General features: G+C 41.3%; 18 protein-coding genes and 1 tRNA gene. 7 read left to right on the top strand and 12 right to left on the bottom strand.

Features of this window, described 5'->3' with window-relative positions:
- Positions 1-65 precede the first annotated feature (65 nt).
- The 3 genes from BUC07_RS09925 to BUC07_RS09915 form a co-directional block, all read right to left on the bottom strand.
- Positions 66-2,549 (bottom strand): M56 family metallopeptidase, encoded by a 2,484-nt coding sequence (locus BUC07_RS09925; RefSeq protein ID WP_073168939.1) that lies wholly within the window; start codon positions 2,547-2,549, stop codon positions 66-68.
- A complete protein-coding gene (locus BUC07_RS09920; protein WP_073168937.1) occupies positions 2,549-2,908 on the bottom strand; it encodes a BlaI/MecI/CopY family transcriptional regulator in 360 nt (119 codons plus the stop codon). The genes BUC07_RS09925 and BUC07_RS09920 overlap by 1 nt, the downstream gene beginning before the upstream one ends.
- 270 nt (positions 2,909-3,178) lie before the next feature.
- Positions 3,179-3,841 carry a DUF2461 domain-containing protein gene (locus BUC07_RS09915; RefSeq protein WP_073168935.1) on the bottom strand — a complete coding sequence of 221 codons (663 nt, stop codon included), beginning with the start codon at positions 3,839-3,841 and terminating at the stop codon, positions 3,179-3,181.
- A 63-nt stretch (positions 3,842-3,904) separates the two neighbouring features.
- Between BUC07_RS09915 and BUC07_RS09910 the strand changes: the two genes are divergently transcribed.
- Complete coding sequence (locus BUC07_RS09910) at positions 3,905-4,570, top strand: 2-C-methyl-D-erythritol 4-phosphate cytidylyltransferase (protein ID WP_073168993.1); 666 nt, start codon at positions 3,905-3,907, stop codon at positions 4,568-4,570.
- 41 nt (positions 4,571-4,611) lie between these two features.
- Here the strand turns inward: BUC07_RS09910 and BUC07_RS09905 are convergent, their stop codons facing one another.
- Positions 4,612-5,700: a mannose-1-phosphate guanylyltransferase gene (locus tag BUC07_RS09905; RefSeq protein WP_073168934.1), complete on the bottom strand. Its 1,089-nt coding sequence runs from the start codon at positions 5,698-5,700 to the stop codon at positions 4,612-4,614.
- A gap of 180 nt (positions 5,701-5,880) precedes the next feature.
- Between BUC07_RS09905 and BUC07_RS09900 the strand changes: the two genes are divergently transcribed.
- The 3 genes from BUC07_RS09900 (at position 5,881) to BUC07_RS09890 (ending at position 7,656) form a co-directional block, all read left to right on the top strand.
- A complete protein-coding gene (locus BUC07_RS09900) occupies positions 5,881-6,621 on the top strand; it encodes an MlaE family ABC transporter permease (RefSeq protein ID WP_073168933.1) in 741 nt (246 codons plus the stop codon).
- Complete coding sequence (locus BUC07_RS09895) at positions 6,618-7,376, top strand: ABC transporter ATP-binding protein (protein WP_073168931.1); 759 nt, start codon at positions 6,618-6,620, stop codon at positions 7,374-7,376. Before BUC07_RS09900 ends, BUC07_RS09895 begins: the two co-directional genes overlap by 4 nt.
- A gap of 207 nt (positions 7,377-7,583) precedes the next feature.
- A tRNA-Met gene (locus BUC07_RS09890) sits at positions 7,584-7,656 on the top strand.
- Between the two features lie 71 nt (positions 7,657-7,727).
- Here the strand turns inward: BUC07_RS09890 and BUC07_RS09885 are convergent.
- Positions 7,728-8,045 carry a hypothetical protein gene (locus BUC07_RS09885; protein ID WP_073168929.1) on the bottom strand — a complete coding sequence of 106 codons (318 nt, stop codon included), beginning with the start codon at positions 8,043-8,045 and terminating at the stop codon, positions 7,728-7,730.
- 174 nt (positions 8,046-8,219) lie between these two features.
- Complete coding sequence (locus BUC07_RS09880; protein ID WP_139279533.1) at positions 8,220-8,804, bottom strand: hypothetical protein; 585 nt, start codon at positions 8,802-8,804, stop codon at positions 8,220-8,222.
- Positions 8,805-9,086: 282 nt separating this feature from the next.
- Between BUC07_RS09880 and BUC07_RS09875 the strand changes: the two genes are divergently transcribed.
- From BUC07_RS09875 to BUC07_RS09865, 3 genes are read left to right on the top strand one after another with little or no spacing between them, the layout of a single operon-like run.
- Complete coding sequence (locus BUC07_RS09875) at positions 9,087-10,730, top strand: AMP-binding protein (protein WP_245792687.1); 1,644 nt, start codon at positions 9,087-9,089, stop codon at positions 10,728-10,730.
- Positions 10,731-10,763: 33 nt separating this feature from the next.
- Positions 10,764-11,888: an acyltransferase family protein gene (locus tag BUC07_RS09870; RefSeq protein WP_073168924.1), complete on the top strand. Its 1,125-nt coding sequence runs from the start codon at positions 10,764-10,766 to the stop codon at positions 11,886-11,888.
- A gap of 37 nt (positions 11,889-11,925) precedes the next feature.
- Entirely contained in the window at positions 11,926-12,843 is a 918-nt protein-coding gene (locus BUC07_RS09865; RefSeq protein ID WP_073168922.1) for a TIM barrel protein, read from the top strand.
- Between the two features lie 197 nt (positions 12,844-13,040).
- Here BUC07_RS09865 and BUC07_RS09860 read toward each other — a convergent pair whose 3' ends face one another.
- From BUC07_RS09860 to BUC07_RS09835, 6 genes are all read right to left on the bottom strand, one after another.
- Positions 13,041-13,223: a hypothetical protein gene (locus tag BUC07_RS09860; RefSeq protein ID WP_073168921.1), complete on the bottom strand. Its 183-nt coding sequence runs from the start codon at positions 13,221-13,223 to the stop codon at positions 13,041-13,043.
- A 27-nt stretch (positions 13,224-13,250) separates the two neighbouring features.
- The gene (locus BUC07_RS09855; protein WP_073168919.1) at positions 13,251-14,540 is read right to left on the bottom strand and encodes a glucosidase family protein; all 1,290 of its coding nucleotides are present in this window, start codon (positions 14,538-14,540) and stop codon (positions 13,251-13,253) included.
- Between the two features lie 40 nt (positions 14,541-14,580).
- Positions 14,581-15,438 carry a hypothetical protein gene (locus BUC07_RS09850; protein ID WP_073168918.1) on the bottom strand — a complete coding sequence of 286 codons (858 nt, stop codon included), beginning with the start codon at positions 15,436-15,438 and terminating at the stop codon, positions 14,581-14,583.
- Between the two features lie 72 nt (positions 15,439-15,510).
- Positions 15,511-16,770: a peptidase U32 family protein gene (locus BUC07_RS09845; protein ID WP_073168916.1), complete on the bottom strand. Its 1,260-nt coding sequence runs from the start codon at positions 16,768-16,770 to the stop codon at positions 15,511-15,513.
- Positions 16,771-16,919: 149 nt separating this feature from the next.
- Complete coding sequence (locus BUC07_RS09840; protein WP_073168914.1) at positions 16,920-17,225, bottom strand: type II toxin-antitoxin system RelE/ParE family toxin; 306 nt, start codon at positions 17,223-17,225, stop codon at positions 16,920-16,922.
- Complete coding sequence (locus BUC07_RS09835) at positions 17,206-17,433, bottom strand: addiction module protein (RefSeq protein WP_073168912.1); 228 nt, start codon at positions 17,431-17,433, stop codon at positions 17,206-17,208. Before BUC07_RS09835 ends, BUC07_RS09840 begins: the two co-directional genes overlap by 20 nt.
- Between the last annotated feature and the right edge of the window lie 81 nt (positions 17,434-17,514).

The raw sequence follows: 17,514 nt of genomic DNA, 5'->3' as shown, positions 1-17,514 counted from the left end.
TTTTAAAAAAATTATCTGCGAAAATCAGCGAAATCAGCGGGAAATACTTCAGTTGAGCCAAACAATTATTGCAGCATAAATTTTACGGTAATACCAACGGTTTTTCCTTCGTATTCAGGCATTTCAATTTTCGGAAGCTGACGAATGGTTCGTTTAACTTCATTTTTCAATACAGAATTTTCTGTATCGATAAAATCATTCTTGATAATAACGTCATCTTTATTTTTGTAACCTACTACCACTACTTCGTCCAGAAACTGTTCGTCTCCGGAGGTTTTTTCCGAAATTTTCATCACCCGACCGCTGTTGCTTAATTCTATAAAAAACTGAACAGTGCCTTCTTTATTGGCATTGCGCGCAACAACCGGGTATTTGATTTTTTCTGCAATAAATTTTCGGAGTTCCATTTCGGTCGTGATTTTATTTTGCTCTGCGTATTTTTTGGATGTTATAATAATCACCCCGTCTTTGCCTTTTTCGCCATAGAGGTTGGTGGCTGATTCACCTTTCAGTACATCAATACTTTCAATGTCCTTCGGCAAAATATCATCTATTGATTCTGTTTCTTTTCCGTCGAGAATATAAAGTGGTTTTGTAGATAGAATAGTCGAAGTTGCCAGGCTCGCTTTTGCAGGGGCATCTTTCAAAACAAAATCAACCGGAACCGTGTAAGACACATCCACAAGCTTTCCGTCTTTTCTTCCGGGCCTCCAGGGAGGCAGTGTATTTACTATCCGCAGAGCTTCTTTGTCTAAATCAGGATCAACACCGCGGGAAATTCTGGCATCGGTAACTTTTCCCGATTTTGAAATAACAAAATCTACATAAACCGTCCCGTTAATCCCATTTTTGCGTGCTCTTTCAGGATAAACAATGCTGTTGTCGATGAATTCTTTCAAACCGATTTCCCCTCCCGGAAATTGAGGCATCTCATCGGGATTTTTGAGCTCTTCCCCTGGTATAGGCCGGACATTTTGGGCGTTGTCATTCAAATAATCGTAAGATTTTGATTTTGTAGTAATCAAAATCACCCCGTTTTTGCCTTTGCTCCCATAAAGCGCAGTGGACGAAGCATTTTTCAGCACGCTAATGCTTTCAATGTCGTCGGGTGGGAGCTGGCTGATGTTTTCAGTAGGTTTTCCGTCAATTATATAAAGTGGTTCGGTGGAGGTATCGATGAGAGTTGAGCTGGGAGGAAGTCCTGTTCTTCTTCCGTGGGAGTCTGTTTTTGTTTCATTTTTAGCTGCCTGGGGTTTATTTGCCATCGAAACTCCGGCTTCACTTACCAAGTGTTTTTTACTGGCAGGGCTGAAAGTCAGTTCTTTCCATGCCGTGCCGGATTTCCCCGTCAGTTTAATCAGGTCATCCACTTTTTCAATTTCAAATAAAAACCTGGAGTCATCAGCCGAATTGCCGGTTTCTGCGGAAGTCATTCCAAACTCGTTAATTGCCACCGGCATTTTGGTGTTGGCAGAGAATGTCAGTTCTGTAAAAGCGCATCCTTTCAACCCGTGAAGAATAAACTGGTTATCCTTGAATTCTATTGACAGCAGGAACTTTTTAATTTCTTTTTCAGTATCAGAACCAGTTTGGTTTTTTGTTGAAGAAGGAACAGGATCCATCAGATTATTTTCAGGCAAAATGTTTTCAGAATCTGTAGCCTGGTGCTGAACGATTTCGGTTTTAACCTCGCGGTTCGAAAGTCCCATAACGAGCACAGCCAGCAAAGGAAGAATAATCAATTGTTTTAGCGGGGCAAATTTGTTTTCGGTTTTCTTTTTCATCATGATTATACGGTTTTTTAGTTGCGATCCGTTTAACGCGGTTAAAAACGGTGCCACGCCTCTTTTGTCGGCCAAAGCCACCATCGCCAGTTGATAGGTTTGCGGATCGTTGGTTTTTACAATTTCATCATCGGTTTTGTATTCCAGGTTGTTTTTTACGGCGTCTTTCAGCAGCCAGGCAAACGGATTGAACCATTGCAGCAGGAAAAGAATTTCGGCAATCAGAATATCCAGCGTGTGTTTTTCTTTCACATGAATGTTTTCGTGGGCCACAATCATTTCAAGGTTGGGGCTGTTCAATGTTTTCTCTGAAAGCACAATTTTGCTGAAAAAAGAAAATGGATGAACGTCTTTTTTTGTGATGTGCACATGGTGGCCAAAAAGATTTTTTGCACGGCTTTTTTGCACCATTCGGATGGCATTGAAATGCCCGGCCAGCAAGTGAAACAGGAAGCCGAAGATTCCCAGCAAATACATTCCGAACAAATAGTGTGGCCACAACGAAGGTGATTCAGAATACGTTTCGGTTGCAACAGCAGCCTGACTCAGAAAGGCAAAACTGTTTGTATCGGTTGCCGGAGCTTCGATGTATTTTACGGTAGTAAACGTGATGAGCGGAATGATAAAACTCAGCGCCAGCGAAACCGGCAGGTAAATGCGGTTGAACACAAACTGTTTCCGGTTTTGAAACAGCACCAGGTAGGCAAGGTAAAACGCCCCGGCTGCCAGGGCCGCTTTCCCGATATAGATGAGGTAATTTTCCATTATTTTTCGTCTTTAATCATTTTTACCAGTTCTTCGAGCTCTTCGTCCGAAAGGCCTTTTTCTTTCACAAAAAACGCCACGGCATTTTTATATGAATTGTCGAAATAATCGCTCACCACCTGGTTCATAAACGAACGCCGGTACTCTTCTTTCGAAAGCAGCGGGTAGTACTGGTAGGTATTTCCGTATTGGTTGTAACCCACAATTCCTTTGTCCTGCAACAACCGCACCAGCGACGAGATAGTATTGTAATGCGGTTTCGGATCGTCGTATTCTTCAATAATGTCTTTTACGAACGCTTTTTTCAGTCGCCAGAGGATTTTCATAACCTCTTCTTCTTTTCGTGTTAGTTTTTTCATTCTTTCAGATATTTAGACTTTTAGACACAAATATTAAGACTCGTTAGTTTGTCATTCCGATGAAGAATGAGGAGGAATCTCATCAATATAAGCAGATTTCTCCTCGCAAACTCGTCTCCCGAAGGGATCGCTTCGCGGGAAATGACAGTTTCTAAAATGACACAACAAACATACAACTGATTTTTCAGTTTTGCAACTATTTTTCCAGTTTGTAAACTGGTTTTTCAGTTGATTGCGATCAAAGTGTTAATTATGTGCAGGTTGGTAGCATTAATTTTTTTCTGAATCGATAGCCTCGTTTAAAAAGGAATTTGCTTTATGCAGTTCGCGATAAGCTTTTACTGCTTCACCAATAAAGTCACCGTTGATTAAAATTTCATTGTTTAAACGGGCTGAAAAGGCAAATGATTTATAGCGCAGCAGATGAATAAGCGGGTGATCTTTGGCAAAACCTTTCGGGGCTGTTTTCAGTTGGTGGTCCATCATTCCTGGGAAAATGGCTTTAAAATCCGGGTGGTTTATTGTTCCCAAAAATTCCTCCGGGTGGCGTTCAATGTGTTTCCGGATGGCTTTTAAAGGCCCGGCAGGTGGCATGTAAATTCCACCTCCCACAAAACTTACTGAAGGTTCAACATGAAAATAGTAGCCAGCATGACCACTTTTTCGGCCTCCCGGGGCTATAAAACTGCCAAAATTGGTTTTATAAGGCCGCTTGTCTTTTGAAAACCGGACATCGCGGAAAATCCGGAACAGGCAGTCTTTCGGATTCATGGGCGTAATTTCCGGATCAAACTTTCTGATTTCATTTATCAGTACATCAGTTAAAAAGAGCATTTTTTCGCGGCTTTCGGTATATCGGGTGCGGTTGGCTTCAAACCAATCGCGGTTATTGTTCTCAGCAAGCTCCTGAAGAAATTGCAGTACTTGTTCCATACTTTTTCTTATTTAAATTACTTTTATGGCAAAGTAACCAATTTTAAAGAAACAGTGTTGCAGATGAAAAAGTTTGTCCTTATTGTTGCCGGGGGGCGGGGAAGCCGGATGAAACAGGCTGTACCCAAACAGTTTGCCGAAATTGAAGGCAAGCCCATTTTGATGCACACTTTCGAAGCTTTTCTCAAGTATGGTGAGGAGATGGACTTTTTTCTTGTTTTACCTGAAACTGAGATCCCGGTGTGGAAAAAATTGTGCAAGAAACACGATTTTAACCTGCAACACTCCCTGGTGGCAGGCGGTGAAACAAGGTTTCATTCGGTAAAAAACGGGCTGGCCGCGATCGGGGACGAGGGAATAGTTTTTATCCACGACGGAGTGCGCCCTTTTGTATCGGTGCAAACCATTGAGAATTGTTTTAAGATGACCGCTGAAAAAGGGAATGCACTTCCGGTTATTCCGGTTTCCGAGTCGGTGAGGGAAGTTTTGAACGGGGGAACCCGGGCCGTGAACCGCAATAATTTTTTTATGGTGCAAACGCCGCAAACCTTCAGGGTTTCGGCCATAAAAAATGCCTATAATCAGAACTATTCTGAGAAATTTACCGACGATGCCTCAGTTTTGGAAAGCAGCGGCGAGGCGATTAACCTGGTGGAGGGAAACCGTGAAAACATAAAAATTACCTGGCCGGCAGATTTAAAAATTGCCCGTGCATTGATGAATTCATGAGCGTTTACCAGCTGCGTGTTTCCCCGGCATTGAAAAATTGGTTAAACCAGCGAATCGCCTTTTTGTATGCGCACATCGGTAACAAACTGTTTAATTTGCTGCTCGTCTTCTTTTCTGCAAATCATCAGCGTGTCGTTCGATTCGGCAACAATGTACCCGTCCAATCCCTGTAAAACAGCTACCTTTTCGTCGCTCAGATTAATAATGCAATTGCTGGTGTCGTATGTTAAAATGTTTTCTCCGTTAATCACATTTTTCTCTTTGTCCTTTTCCTTATTATCGTAGAGCGAGCTCCAGGTCCCCAGGTCGCTCCATCCGAAGTCGGCCGTAAGCACAAAAACGTTGGCGGCTTTTTCCATAATTCCGTAGTCGATGGAAATGCCCTGGCATTCCGAGTAGGTTTTATTGATAAAATGCACTTCGTCTTCGGTGTTGTAAAGTTTCAGTCCTTTGGCAAAAAGTTTGGAAATATCGGACAGATAAGTGTCGAAGGCAGCCAGTATAGAGGGCAGCGACCAAATAAAAATACCTGAATTCCAGAAAAATTCGCCACTTTCCAGAAAAATACGGGCCATTTCACTGTCAGGTTTTTCAGTAAATGTTTTCACCTTGTGGAGGTTATCCAGGTTATTGAATTTCACTTTCTTTTTTACCTGGATGTAACCGTATCCGGTTTCGGGCCTGCTCGGTTTTATGCCAAGAGTAACCAACGCGTCACGATCTTTTACAAATTCCAGCCCGTTCTGCACCTGCCTGATAAATTCTTCTTCTTTCAATATCAGGTGGTCCGACGGGGCAACTATTAAATTGGCCTGTGGGTTGCTGGTTTTTACTTTATAGGCAGCGTAGGCAACGCATGGCGCTGTATTCCTGCGCAGGGGTTCAAGCAAAACCTGTTTCTCATTCAGCTCGGGGAGCTGTTCCAAAACCAAATCTTTGTAGCTTACGCTGGTCACAACCAGGAAATTTTCGGGCGGGATAATCGAAGAATAGCGATCATAGGTTTGCTGGATAAGTGTTCGTCCGGTTCCTAAAATATCTAAAAACTGTTTTGGTCTAGAACTTCTGCTAAGAGGCCAGAACCGGCTACCAACACCGCCAGCCATTATTATACAAAAATTATTTTCCATCAATTATTTTATTCTTTTGTGCGTAAAAATATGAATTTAAAAAGAATCTTTAAGAAATACGGTGGATTTTAAAAGAAGTTACCCAACTATTTTGGTTCTTGTTATTTTGATTCAGCCATTAATATTGTAATTTTATCCGCAATCTGAAACGGATTCAGCTAGCTTGAAATTTTTATGCAAATGAAGTTTTTTTTTCATGTCGGACAGTATTTTACACTTCTGAAAAAAGTTTTCGGCCGTCCCGAAAAACTGAGGTTGTATGTCCGGCAGCTTTTTCATGAAATTGACACGCTCGGGGTAAATTCGGTGTGGATTGTAATTATTATTTCAATCTTTATCGGTGGGATTATGACCATCCAGTTTGCTTACAGCATGTCGAATCCCATTTACCCGACAACCCTTGTTGGGCTGGGGACACGTGATACGCTTATCCTGGAATTTTCTTCCACCATGCTTGCACTTATAATGGCCGGGAAAATAGGGTCGAATATTACTTCCGAGATTGGAACCATGCGGGTGACCGAACAAATTGATTCCCTCGAAATAATGGGAGTGAACTCGGCCAGCTATTTGATTCTGCCCAAGATAGTGGCTGTGGTGTTTATTTTCCCATTTCTGTTTATCATCAGTGTTTTTTTTGGTTTACTCGGCGGACTGGTTACCGGGCCCATTGCGGGTGTAATTTCTATTCCTGATTATATTGAAGGTATTCAATGGCTTTTTTACCCGTACTACATTACTTTTTCGCTTATTAAATCAGTTGTTTTCGGTTTTCTGGTAGCTTCGGTGCCTGCGTATTTTGGCTATTACGTGAAAGGCGGTTCACTGGAAGTGGGCAAAGCAAGTACTACTGCGGTAGTTAATACGAATATTCTGATTCTGTTTTTCGATTTAATTTTAACGCGGCTTTTACTGACATGATTGAAGTTAAAAATATTTATAAATCATTTGACGGAGCTAATGTACTGAAAGATATTTCGAACCGTTTTGAGCAGGGAAAAACAAACCTGATAATCGGGCGAAGTGGTTCAGGAAAAACGGTTTTGCTGAAGTCAATTCTGGGATTGTACGATATTGATCAGGGTGAAATATGGTACGACAACAGAGAATTTGTGAAAATGCACCACAAGGAACGTAAAAAATTGCGTCGCGAAATCGGGATGGTTTTTCAGGGAGGTGCACTTTTCGACAGCCTTTCGGTTGAAGCCAATATCAGGTTTCCGCTCGATATGTTTACCCACCAATCGCCGGTAGAAAAAAAGAAACGGGTTGAATTCTGCCTCGAACATGTGAATATTGAAAAAAGTGCGTTTAAGCTCTTTCCCAGCGAAATAAGCGGCGGAATGCAAAAACGCGTGGCCATTGCACGTGCCATTGCGCTTAATCCGAAATACCTGTTTTGCGATGAGCCCAACTCAGGCCTCGACCCGGAAACCGCAACCATTATTGACCAACTGATACAACACCTTACCCGTGAATTTGAAATGACAACCATTATCAATACACACGATATGAATTCGGTTATTGAAATTGGCGAGTCGGTTCTTTTTATTGCCAAAGGCGAGGTGGCCTGGACAGGCTCGAACAAAGAAATACTGGAAACCAGGAACAAAAAGTTGAACGATTTTATTTTTGCCAATAAGTTATATGCACAATTGCGCGAAGAAAAAAACTGATTTTTTGTTTTTTTAATAAAAGTAACTATATTTGCAGCCCGTTACAAACGGAGGTTCTTAGAAAAAAATATTAAAAATATATTGCGGGGTGGAGTCCCGAGTACTCGGGAGTAGCTCGTTGGGCTCATATCCGGCAGCTGCCGGACGAAGGTTCAAGTGCTGCTTCCGCTACAAAGTTCTTTTAAAATAAAAATATTAAAAATATATTGCGGGGTGGAGCAGTTGGTAGCTCGTTGGGCTCATAACCCAAAGGTCGTAGGTTCAAGTCCTGCCCCCGCTACAAGGCAAAGGAGAGTTGAGAAATCAGCCCTCCTTTTTTAGTATAAAAAAAATAATTTTTAGCCACTCTCCTTACCTGCTGAACGCCTCCAGTGAATTTCTGATTTCGGTGATTTCGTCGCGTAATACAATAATGTCCGATTCGGTGAGTGGATTTATCAGTTCCGAATCGTAAACGTCAAGAAAGCTCTCGCCGTATTTTGAAATGGCTTTTTCAATGGCAGCGATTTTCTTCTTTAGGTCTGACAATTCTTTTTTCAGGGTTTCAAAACCCGGAGCATCAGCTCCTGACTGTTTCAACTCTTTTTCCTTTTTCCGGAGGAGGATTTTCACGGAAATGAGTTCGTCGAAGAGTTTTTCTTTTTTGTTTTTCTGCGATGAAGTGCCCATTGAGCTACGTTAAAGTTTATAAGTAAATAAAAATAAGAAAAAAAGGTCACATAGCAGAAAGCAGATCGGGAAACAATTTGAAAAAATGAGTGAAATGCAGAAATAAAAAATCCGGAGGTTTTAGCTCCGGATTTCCACGCTTAAAGAATTCTTGTTCAGTTTATAACTGATCTGTTATTGTTTCAATGCTACGTCGTATTCAAAAATGTCGAACCCTGAAGCAAAAACAACTTTGTAGTTGCCGGGTCTTAATTCGGAAAGGTCCAGGGCCTTGTGCACGGTAAATTGGGTTTCAATTTCTTCTTCGTGCAACAGTTTGCCTTCATCGTAAACGGCAATGCTCATGTTGTCGTTCGGAAAATTCAGATATGACAATTTAACCATGTCACCCTCAACTTTAAAATGTGGGTCAACTACTTTCCGTTGATTTACAACCTGAATGTCTCCTGAATGCACTGTAAACTCCTTCAGGTATTTTTCATCACCGTGCTCTACAGTCATGAAATAAGTGCCGTCTTCAAGGGTTGAAAGGTCATACTTCCTTTTATAAGTAAACGATTTGTCGTCTGTTTTTTTGCTGTAAAAACGGTCGCCGTATTCATCCATGATTTCAACCTCAAAAAATTTTGCTTCAACGTTGCTTGCCTCAACAATGGCTTCTTCCGGGGATGATTGCTCAATGTTTACTTTTAAATTTCCGGAGGCAAACACTGCACTTGCTATAAATGCAAAAATTGTAACTAATAATGTTGTTTTCATTGTTTTCATAACTTTTAATCTTTTGTTTTTACTGTTTTCAAACTTTCTTACTCCCTAAAAGGAATAAATAGAAGATTTGTTTACCTTTTTATTGCACAGAATAAACTTTAACAAGAATTAACATCATAAAAAATTGGTAAACAGTAATTTAGTGCTTATGTTAATGAATGTTAAAATAAATATTATTCGAACATCATTATAACTTTTGCCGGGTGTTATTGGTAAAACAGAAGAGAATGAGCCCGATTTTTTCTAATTTTGAGCTTTAAGTAAAATTAAAAAATGATGACAAATAATACATTATCAGAACTTTATACAAAGTCGTTTCATGCCAGTTGGGATCAATTGGCCTTTTCTAATTACGAAGGAGATGATTACAGTTACAGCGATGTGGCCAAAATAATTAAGTCGCTCCATTTGTTTTATCAGCTAACCGGTGTTCAGCGGGGCGACCGTATTGCTGTTCTGGGCCGGAACTCTGCGCACTGGGGAGCTGTATTTCTTTCAGCGCTTTCGGCCGGGATAATAATTGTTCCCATTCTGCCTGATTTTAATGAGAGCAATACCAATCATATTATCAACCATTCGGAATCGAAGTTGGTAATCGGTGCCCAATCATTGCTCGAGAAAATTGATTTCGATAATGCCGAAAAACTGAATGCGATTATCGTGCTGGAAGATTTTTCACTGCATGCGGCAAAAGATAAAAACCTTAAATACAAGCTGGATGATGCGTTTCAGTACTACAAGAAAAACAAGCTTGAAAAAAATCAGTTTCAGTTTGAAAAATGGGACCGGGAAGAAACCTGTATAATTTCTTATACATCAGGAACCACAGGTTTTACAAAAGGGGTGATGATACCTGAAAGAAGCCTTGCGTCGAACATTGTTTTTGCCCGGGAGCACATGCCGTTGCAACCGGGGCACAAAATCGTTTCATTTTTGCCCATGGCCCATGTTTATGGCCTGCTGTTCGAATTTTTATTCCCGGTAACTCGGGGTTGCCACATTACTTTCCTCAGTAAAATCCCATCGCCGGCAATAATTACCAAGGTGTTTGGTGCAGTAAAACCGCACCTCATTTTATCAGTGCCACTGGTTATCGAAAAAATTTATAAAAAACGCATTTTGCCTAATATAGAAAAACCACTGATGCGCGTTTTATTGAAACTCCCCTTTATCTCGAATATCATTCTGAAAAAAATCAAGGAAAAACTTATTGAAACATTTGGCGGCCGGTTTTTCGAAATTGTTATTGGCGGGGCTCCGTTAAGTACTGACGTTGAGAAATTTTTCAGCAAGTTAAATTTCCCGATTACCGTTGGCTACGGAATGACAGAGTGCGGCCCGCTAATTAGTTACGAAGCCTGGGATAAAACGGTGCCCGGTTCGGCAGGTCGCCTTGTTGACCGCATGGAAGTGCGTATCGACTCAGACGATCCATACAATACGGTTGGAGAAATTCAGGTGCGCGGAGAAAATGTAATGACCGGTTATTATAAAAACGAAGAGTTTACAAAAACTGTTTTTAGCGACGATGGCTGGCTGAAAACAGGCGACCTGGGGATAATTGACGAAAACAATTTCATATTTATTAAAGGACGTACGAAGAATATGATTCTGGGGCCTTCCGGTCAGAATATTTATCCGGAAGAAATTGAAGCAAAAATTATGAACCTCCATTATATTTCGGAATGTGTTGTTGTTGAACGTGATGGAAAACTTGTGGCCAAAGTTTATCCTGACCACGAAGCCATGAAAGAACACCACATTGAGATGGAACGTTTTGCCGACATAATGGAAGAAAACCGTAAAAAACTGAATGCCGATTTGCCGCGTTATGAACAGGTTACCGCATTTGAGATGGTTGACGAAGAATTTGAAAAAACACCTAAAAAGAATATCAAACGGTTTAAATATGTATAGCCGCTAATAAAATAATTTTCAACTAAACTTGATATGAACAAAACCAGTAACCTGGATCCTTCAGGGACAAGATTATTATCGCTCGATTTTTTTCGCGGAATAACCATGTTCCTTTTGGTAGCAGAAGGTACAGCACTGTGGAGTGTTTTGGTACGTGAACCCGTTGCCGGTACCTTCCTCGAACCGTTTTTTCAGCAATTTCATCACCATCCGTGGAACGGACTGCGGTTCTGGGATTTGGTGCAGCCTTTTTTTATGTTTATTGTGGGGGTGGCCATGCCTTTTTCGTATGCAAAACGAAGAAAACGCGGCGACACGAAACAGAAAATTACACGGCACATCATTCAGCGGTGTATTCTTTTACTTGCTTTTGGTGTTGGCCTGCATTGCGGCTATCGCCGCGAACTGGTGTGGGAACTGTGGAATGTGCTTTCCCAGCTTTCGGCAACCATATTAATTGCCTATTTTTTAATGCACTACAAATATGCCGTGCAAATAATAGCCGCGTTGGGGTTGCTGCTGCTCACCGAAATTTTATACCGCACTTTTCCGCTCGAAGGTTTCAACCAGCCTTTTGTGAAAGATCACAATTTCGGAACGTGGATGGACCTTATTTTAATGGGTAAAATTAATCCCGGTGGCGGTTGGGTAGCCATTAATTTTATCCCTACTGCAGCCCATACCATCTGGGGAGTGGTAGCCGGGCAGATTTTGATGTCGGGAAAAACAGCCACCAAAAAAATAAAAGTCATTGCCTTTTCCGGCCTCGCCATTCTGGCGGTGGGGTACCTGCTCGACTGGACTTCCGTTACACCCATCATAAAAAGAATCAGCACATCCTCATTTGTACTGGCCTCAGGAGGCTGGGCCCTTTTAGTGCTGTCTTTCAGCTACTGGTTTATCGATGTCAAAAAAATCAGTGGCTGGATATTCCCGTTTGTAATTGTGGGGATGAACCCGATTTTCATTTACTTGTTTTTTAATACAGTGGGCGGCCAGTGGCTGAATGGGTTCGTGGCCATTTTCACCCATGGCTTTTTAGCGTGGTTCAACACCCCTGAATTTGTTATGGCACTGGTAAATTCGTTAACCATTTTGGCGCTCGAATGGCTTTTGTGTTACTATTTATACCTGAAAAGAATTTTCTTTAAAATATAAAATCAGTAATTTCACTTTAAATTAAAACCTGTTAAAAATGAAAAATACTTCACGTAGAAATTTTTTGAGGACAGCAATGGCAGCAACGGCAGGCTCACTGCTGGTGTCCCCGGCACTTGCCGGCTATGCTGCAAAAAAATCACCGTTTAAAATTTCACTGGCCGAATGGTCGTTGCACAAAGCGTTATTTGCCAATGAAATGACTAATCTGGACTTTCCGAAGTTTGCCAGTGAGCATGGCATTAAAGGGCTCGAGTATGTAAATCAGTTTTTTAAAGACAAAGCCAAAGATGAAAATTACCTTGGCGAACTGAAAAAGATTTGCAAAAACGAAGGTGTGGATAGTGTGCTGATAATGTGCGATGGCGAAGGCATGGTGGGGCATCCCAGCAAGTCGGAACGTGTTAAAACGCTGGAAAACCACAAAAAATGGATTGATGCGGCAAAATTCCTTGGGTGCCATTCTATTCGTGTAAATGCAGGAAGTCAGGGTTCTTACGAAGAACAGCAAAAACTGGCAGCTGATGGATTGCGCATGTTGTGTGAATATGGCGACACACAAAAGATTAATGTTTTGGTCGAAAACCATGGCGGCCTGTCGAGTAACGGCAACTGGCTGGCCGGTGTTATGGAACTGGTCGATCATAAACGCGTTGGCACCCTTCCCGATTTTGGTAATTTTATAATTGACAGGCAAACCGGTGAGGAGTTTGATCGCTACAAGGGAATTGAACTGCTTATGCCTTATGCAAAGGGAGTAAGTGCCAAGTCGCACGAATTCGATGAAGATGGAAATGAAATCCATTCCGATTATTACCGCATAATGAAAATTGTGAAAGACGCCGGTTATAAAGGTTGGGTTGGAATTGAATATGAAGGAAGCGAGCTCTCAGAAAAAGAGGGTATTCTTGCTACAAAACGTCTGCTTGAAAAAGTGTTTGACTCTCTTGCATAGGAGTATCAGCATTTGATGAGGGTGTCCAAAATGTTTCTAATCTGCGGAAAGAGCGTCAACCTGAATTTCTGCCTGCCGCAGAAAAGCATTTAAGGGTTTCTTCTTCAGAAAGTTAAAACTGTGACATGAATTCAGAATGACGCTTTAGATTATTTTTTCTGATAACCAGCAGGTTAAAATATGTTAAAAACCATTCTTTATGAAACAATGGAGAGGTTGGTTCGTAATAAAATCGTGGCTTTGTCCGAATTGCTTTTAAGTGGACTTACCGGGTTTTGATTGGTTGTAAGTGGATCAAAGCCAGCAAACATGGTTATTAGTTGTTTGTCTTTCAGGAAGGAAGAAGCGGTGGAAATCTCCACCGCTTTTTTGTTGCTCATTGGTTTTTAATTTTGGTTAACCAAATTTTATTCGCTTTCTGATTCGGCAAATTCCTCAAACAGTTGAATGGATTTCCAAAGCACACCTGCCGAACCGCGGAATGTGCCCGAGCCCTTTGGCTCGTTGTTTACGGTGTACCACTCAAAAAAACCATTATTGTTTTTCACCCGTTTAACCATAGGTTGCATGTGTTCGTAAGCTTCTTCCACAAAACCGTTTTTTAGGAGTTGCTGTATCATACGCCCGCCAAACCAGGTCCAGTCGCCGCCGTTTTGGTAGCCGTACGGATACATGCTTTCATTCTTGAAAAATCCTTCGGGGTAGGGCGGATAAACTGTTAATCCGATGGAAGCGGCGCCGGAAGCTTTTATATTTTCCTCCATTTTTTCAATGGAAATTTTTATTTCATCCCCGGAGAGGAGTCCGGCTTCAATGGCCACAGCCGTTCCTCCATGGTAATAAATTTTATTTTCGTTAAAATCATCAGGGAAAGGTGAACCGTTTAGATAGATGTGGGGAATAAATTTTTTGTTGGTATTATCCCACAGATGCTTACGACAGTTTTCAAAAATAAGTTGATGCACCGGCTGCCATTTCTCCTTTTTTTCAGGCAGAAGCTCCATCATGTTTTCGAGGGCAATCAGGAACATGGCATTGTCATAAATATCAATGGCGTAATGTGTGTCATTAGTGAGGTAAACTCCCCATTCGTGTTCGGGTTGCACATCGCCCCAGTCGGCAGTGGTGGCACCCCAAAGCAAGCCGTATTTTTTGCTGAATCGGTGGTTCAGCAGAAATTCCATTGCCTCTTCCAAACGCTCTGAAACGGTTTTATCGCCCACTCTTTCGGTGAGGATGGAAGAATCCCCGGTGGCCACTACATACTTGTAAACCGCTTGTACCAATGACGATTCCTGGTCGGTTTCCACTGTGTTTTTGTGCCCGGCATAGCGCGGTTCCAGTTCCGAGTAAATGTAATTGTACCCTCCGCCGGCTTTTTCAGCGGGAATAAAACCATCGATGATGTTGCCGTCGTCGCCCTGCATTCTGAAAAAAACCAGCAAATTCTCCCTCAATACTTCAGCTTCAAAAACCTCTGCCGAAAGTTCGATAAAGGTGTTGTAGTCGCGAATCCACACTTCGCCATATCCGTCGCCGGCATTGAATCCGGTTTTGACAACTTCAACCGCTTTTTCTTTTACAAATGCAAAATATTCGTTGGATTGAATATGTTTTTTTAGTTCTTCTTTTGGGGGAGAAACTGAAGAACCAGCCCAAAAGGCGGTTATCAATATTGTAAATACCAGGATTTTCATTTTTTCAATTTTATAAGTTAATGTTTTCGGAAAACTGTTTTCAGAAAATACTTTTATGAAACTGACGGGTGCGGGTGTAATTATTACTTTTCAACTTGCGGTTGGGAATAGTGGTGAAAATTATTCCCAAGCTAACCTGTGAAGTTATTGCCCAGCCTGTTGTCCGTTGGATGGTTTCTTCTCCCTGATAAACAAGGTAATCGTAATTGGGCACGCCGTTAACAACATCTGAATGGGTAACAGAAATTGTTCCGTCGAAATAAATATCCAGCGCGTCGGACAACCTGTAAGTTAATCCCAGTCCACCGCCACCGGTAAATGCCGGATCTTTGGGATCTTCATTGCTTTTTGTGCCTTGTGAGTACAACACGCCAACTTCGTACCCTACGCTGTACTGTGGATCCTGAAAAGTAAAATCAGTGCCTACAAAAGCAATTCCCCCGTGTAATTTTGTGAAAAAGATAACATCTTCGTAAACGGGAAAAATGTAAAAACGGGCAGTTCCCAAAATGTTGAAAATGTTTGTGTTGTAGATGAGGGTTTCATCCGGATATTTGTAATTATCGGGAAGTGGATTGTACCTTGAAAGAAAAAAGTTATGCAGCGGGGCGGTTTCGGTATAACCCGAAAGGTTGGTGTAATCAAATTCAACGCCCAGCTCAAAATCGGTAGTTACCGGGGCCATTATTTCTATTGAGGCCCCAAGGTTAAGTTCGGGTGTAAAATCAGCACTCCCCTTGTGAGAAAGGGTTTCTTTCATGGGGTGGCTAACTTCCGGCTCCCCGGGTTCTTTGATGAAAATACTACTGTTTGCACTCGCCCGGAAACGTAATACCTGGGCTTCGGCATATTCAGTAACTAGTAAAAATGCTAATAGAATCAGCAGTAAATTTTTCATTGTTAAAGTTATTTAGCAGCGCGTAATTTAATTCTTTCTTTTTCGAAATTGAAAAGAACCAGAAAAGAATCGTTATTTTCGTTGCTTAACTTCTTTGGCATCAACAACTTTAAACAGTTTGTCGGAGCGTCGCAGTTTTGTGTCAATGGGTACCGAAATGCGCTGGCCTTTCAGTCCTTCCTGCACCGGTTTCAAATCGAACCTGATTTCTTTTACCGTGGTTTGCACTACTCCGGTTGTGGGGCCTGTAATAATAATTTCATCGCCGGTTTTCAGGTTTTTGGTTTGCAGTTTAAATTCAGCAACCTGAATATTGGTGAAATAATTGGTACATTTTCCGATGTAGATTTTTCGTTTGGTTGCCTGCGAACCGTAATTGGCGCTCCACTCACCCAATCGTTGCCCCAGGTAATACCCATCCCAGAACCCGCGGTTAAAAACTGTGGACAGGCGCTGGTTCCAGTCATTAATTTTTTCTTCGGTAAAAGTGTCTTCTTTCCAGGCCTGAACGGCTTGGTGGTAACATTCAGCCGTTGTTTTTACATATTCGGGTGAGCGGGCACGGCCTTCAATTTTTAGTACAGAAACACCTGCATCCAGTATTTTATTAAGAAAATGAATGGTTTTCAAATCTTTGGGCGACATGATGTACTCATTGTCGATTTCCAGCTCGGCCCCGGTTTCTTTGTCGGTAACAGTGTAAGCACGGCGACAGGTTTGCAGGCAGGCTCCTCGGTTGGCCGATGAATTCATTTCGTGCAAACTAAGGTAGCATTTTCCGCTGATGGCCATGCAGAGCGCTCCGTGAACAAACATCTCAAGGCGCACGAGATTGCCCGAGGGGCCTTTAATTTGCTGTTTGTGAATTTTTTCGCTGATTTCCTGAACCCGGCCCAGGTTCATTTCGCGGGCCAGCACAACCACATCGGCAAATTGCGCGTAAAATTTTACTGCGCCGGTGTTGGTGATATTTACCTGTGTTGAAATATGTACTTCGAGCCCAATGGAACGGGCATACTGAATAACCGAAATGTCGGCGGCAATTACTGCCGAAACGCCAGCCTCATGCGCTGCATCAAGCACGGCGTGCATCTGGCTCACTTCACCATCAAAAATTTCAACATTGAGTGTGAGGTAGGTTTTTACGTGGTTCCTGGAAGCAATTTCAACTATTTTGCGTAAATCGTCGAGCGAAAAGTTGTTTGATGAACGCGACCGCATATTCAGGTGCTCCACCCCAAAATACACTGATCCTGCTCCTCCCTGTATGGCTGCCATCAACGATTCGTACGAACCTACCGGTGCCATTATCTCAATATCTTTCCGCTCCATTGTAATCTTTTTGACCGGCAAAGGTAAAATAATTTATTTTTTTGATTCAGTAGATTTTGCGAAGGCCTTCATTCATTATGTAAAGGTTTAAAAACCGGAAAAGTTATAATTGTTTATTATAAGTGGTAATTAAAATTTGAATTTGTAACTTATACTCTGTTGTTCCAAATTTTAGGATTTCTGCTTGTATGAAAAATAGCAATTATCCTGATTGTTGAGTTATTTATTTGATAGTAAATTACAAAAGGAAATTTTTTTACTACATACTTTCTGACATCCTTGTGTACAAAAGGGAAAGTAAATGGGTTCAGCTTTATATCTTCAATACTTGCGTTGATTCTTCTAAAAAATCTATTTGCAACTTTCGGGTTTTCTTTAAAATAGTATTCGAATGATTTATCAAAGTCAGTTTCTGCTTCGTCTGATAATTCGATACTAAATTTCTTTGTTTTCATACTTCATTTTAATGGAATCCCAATTTTTGAAAGTTGTTTCTCCATTTTTTATACGTTCCAATCTCTTATCCAATAAATCACGGTGTTCAAGAGGTAGGTTGTCTGAACCTTCTTTGACATCAATAATCTCAACGTAATCCATTTTTTTTATTAAGTTAAGAAATGCTGCAATTTTAGCCTGGTCTTTTATGTTAACTGTAAGTTCCATATAAATTGCTTTTTTACAAAGATACAAATTTGGAATCAATCATTATTTTTTTCGGCTTTTGAATTATAATGAAACGCAGCT

The sequence above is a fragment of the Tangfeifania diversioriginum genome (assembly GCF_900141875.1).
Taxonomy (GTDB): domain Bacteria; phylum Bacteroidota; class Bacteroidia; order Bacteroidales; family Prolixibacteraceae; genus Tangfeifania; species Tangfeifania diversioriginum.
The sequence above is the reverse complement of the archived record's forward strand: the minus strand, read 5'-3'. Positions and strand labels throughout refer to the sequence as shown.

What these genes read in the sequence shown, in the direction of transcription:
- BUC07_RS09925 (WP_073168939.1), bottom strand. Translation starts at nt 2,549, where the DNA reads ATGGAAAATTACCTCATCTATATCGGGAAAGCGGCCCTGGCAGCCGGG.
- BUC07_RS09920 (WP_073168937.1), bottom strand. Translation starts at nt 2,908, where the DNA reads ATGAAAAAACTAACACGAAAAGAAGAAGAGGTTATGAAAATCCTCTGG.
- BUC07_RS09915 (WP_073168935.1), bottom strand. Translation starts at nt 3,841, where the DNA reads ATGGAACAAGTACTGCAATTTCTTCAGGAGCTTGCTGAGAACAATAAC.
- BUC07_RS09910 (WP_073168993.1), top strand. Translation starts at nt 3,905, where the DNA reads ATGAAAAAGTTTGTCCTTATTGTTGCCGGGGGGCGGGGAAGCCGGATG.
- BUC07_RS09905 (WP_073168934.1), bottom strand. Translation starts at nt 5,700, where the DNA reads ATGGAAAATAATTTTTGTATAATAATGGCTGGCGGTGTTGGTAGCCGG.
- BUC07_RS09900 (WP_073168933.1), top strand. Translation starts at nt 5,881, where the DNA reads ATGAAGTTTTTTTTTCATGTCGGACAGTATTTTACACTTCTGAAAAAA.
- BUC07_RS09895 (WP_073168931.1), top strand. Translation starts at nt 6,618, where the DNA reads ATGATTGAAGTTAAAAATATTTATAAATCATTTGACGGAGCTAATGTA.
- BUC07_RS09885 (WP_073168929.1), bottom strand. Translation starts at nt 8,045, where the DNA reads ATGGGCACTTCATCGCAGAAAAACAAAAAAGAAAAACTCTTCGACGAA.
- BUC07_RS09880 (WP_139279533.1), bottom strand. Translation starts at nt 8,804, where the DNA reads ATGAAAACAACATTATTAGTTACAATTTTTGCATTTATAGCAAGTGCA.
- BUC07_RS09875 (WP_245792687.1), top strand. Translation starts at nt 9,087, where the DNA reads ATGATGACAAATAATACATTATCAGAACTTTATACAAAGTCGTTTCAT.
- BUC07_RS09870 (WP_073168924.1), top strand. Translation starts at nt 10,764, where the DNA reads ATGAACAAAACCAGTAACCTGGATCCTTCAGGGACAAGATTATTATCG.
- BUC07_RS09865 (WP_073168922.1), top strand. Translation starts at nt 11,926, where the DNA reads ATGAAAAATACTTCACGTAGAAATTTTTTGAGGACAGCAATGGCAGCA.
- BUC07_RS09860 (WP_073168921.1), bottom strand. Translation starts at nt 13,223, where the DNA reads ATGAGCAACAAAAAAGCGGTGGAGATTTCCACCGCTTCTTCCTTCCTG.
- BUC07_RS09855 (WP_073168919.1), bottom strand. Translation starts at nt 14,540, where the DNA reads ATGAAAATCCTGGTATTTACAATATTGATAACCGCCTTTTGGGCTGGT.
- BUC07_RS09850 (WP_073168918.1), bottom strand. Translation starts at nt 15,438, where the DNA reads ATGAAAAATTTACTGCTGATTCTATTAGCATTTTTACTAGTTACTGAA.
- BUC07_RS09845 (WP_073168916.1), bottom strand. Translation starts at nt 16,770, where the DNA reads ATGGAGCGGAAAGATATTGAGATAATGGCACCGGTAGGTTCGTACGAA.
- BUC07_RS09840 (WP_073168914.1), bottom strand. Translation starts at nt 17,225, where the DNA reads ATGAAAACAAAGAAATTTAGTATCGAATTATCAGACGAAGCAGAAACT.
- BUC07_RS09835 (WP_073168912.1), bottom strand. Translation starts at nt 17,433, where the DNA reads ATGGAACTTACAGTTAACATAAAAGACCAGGCTAAAATTGCAGCATTT.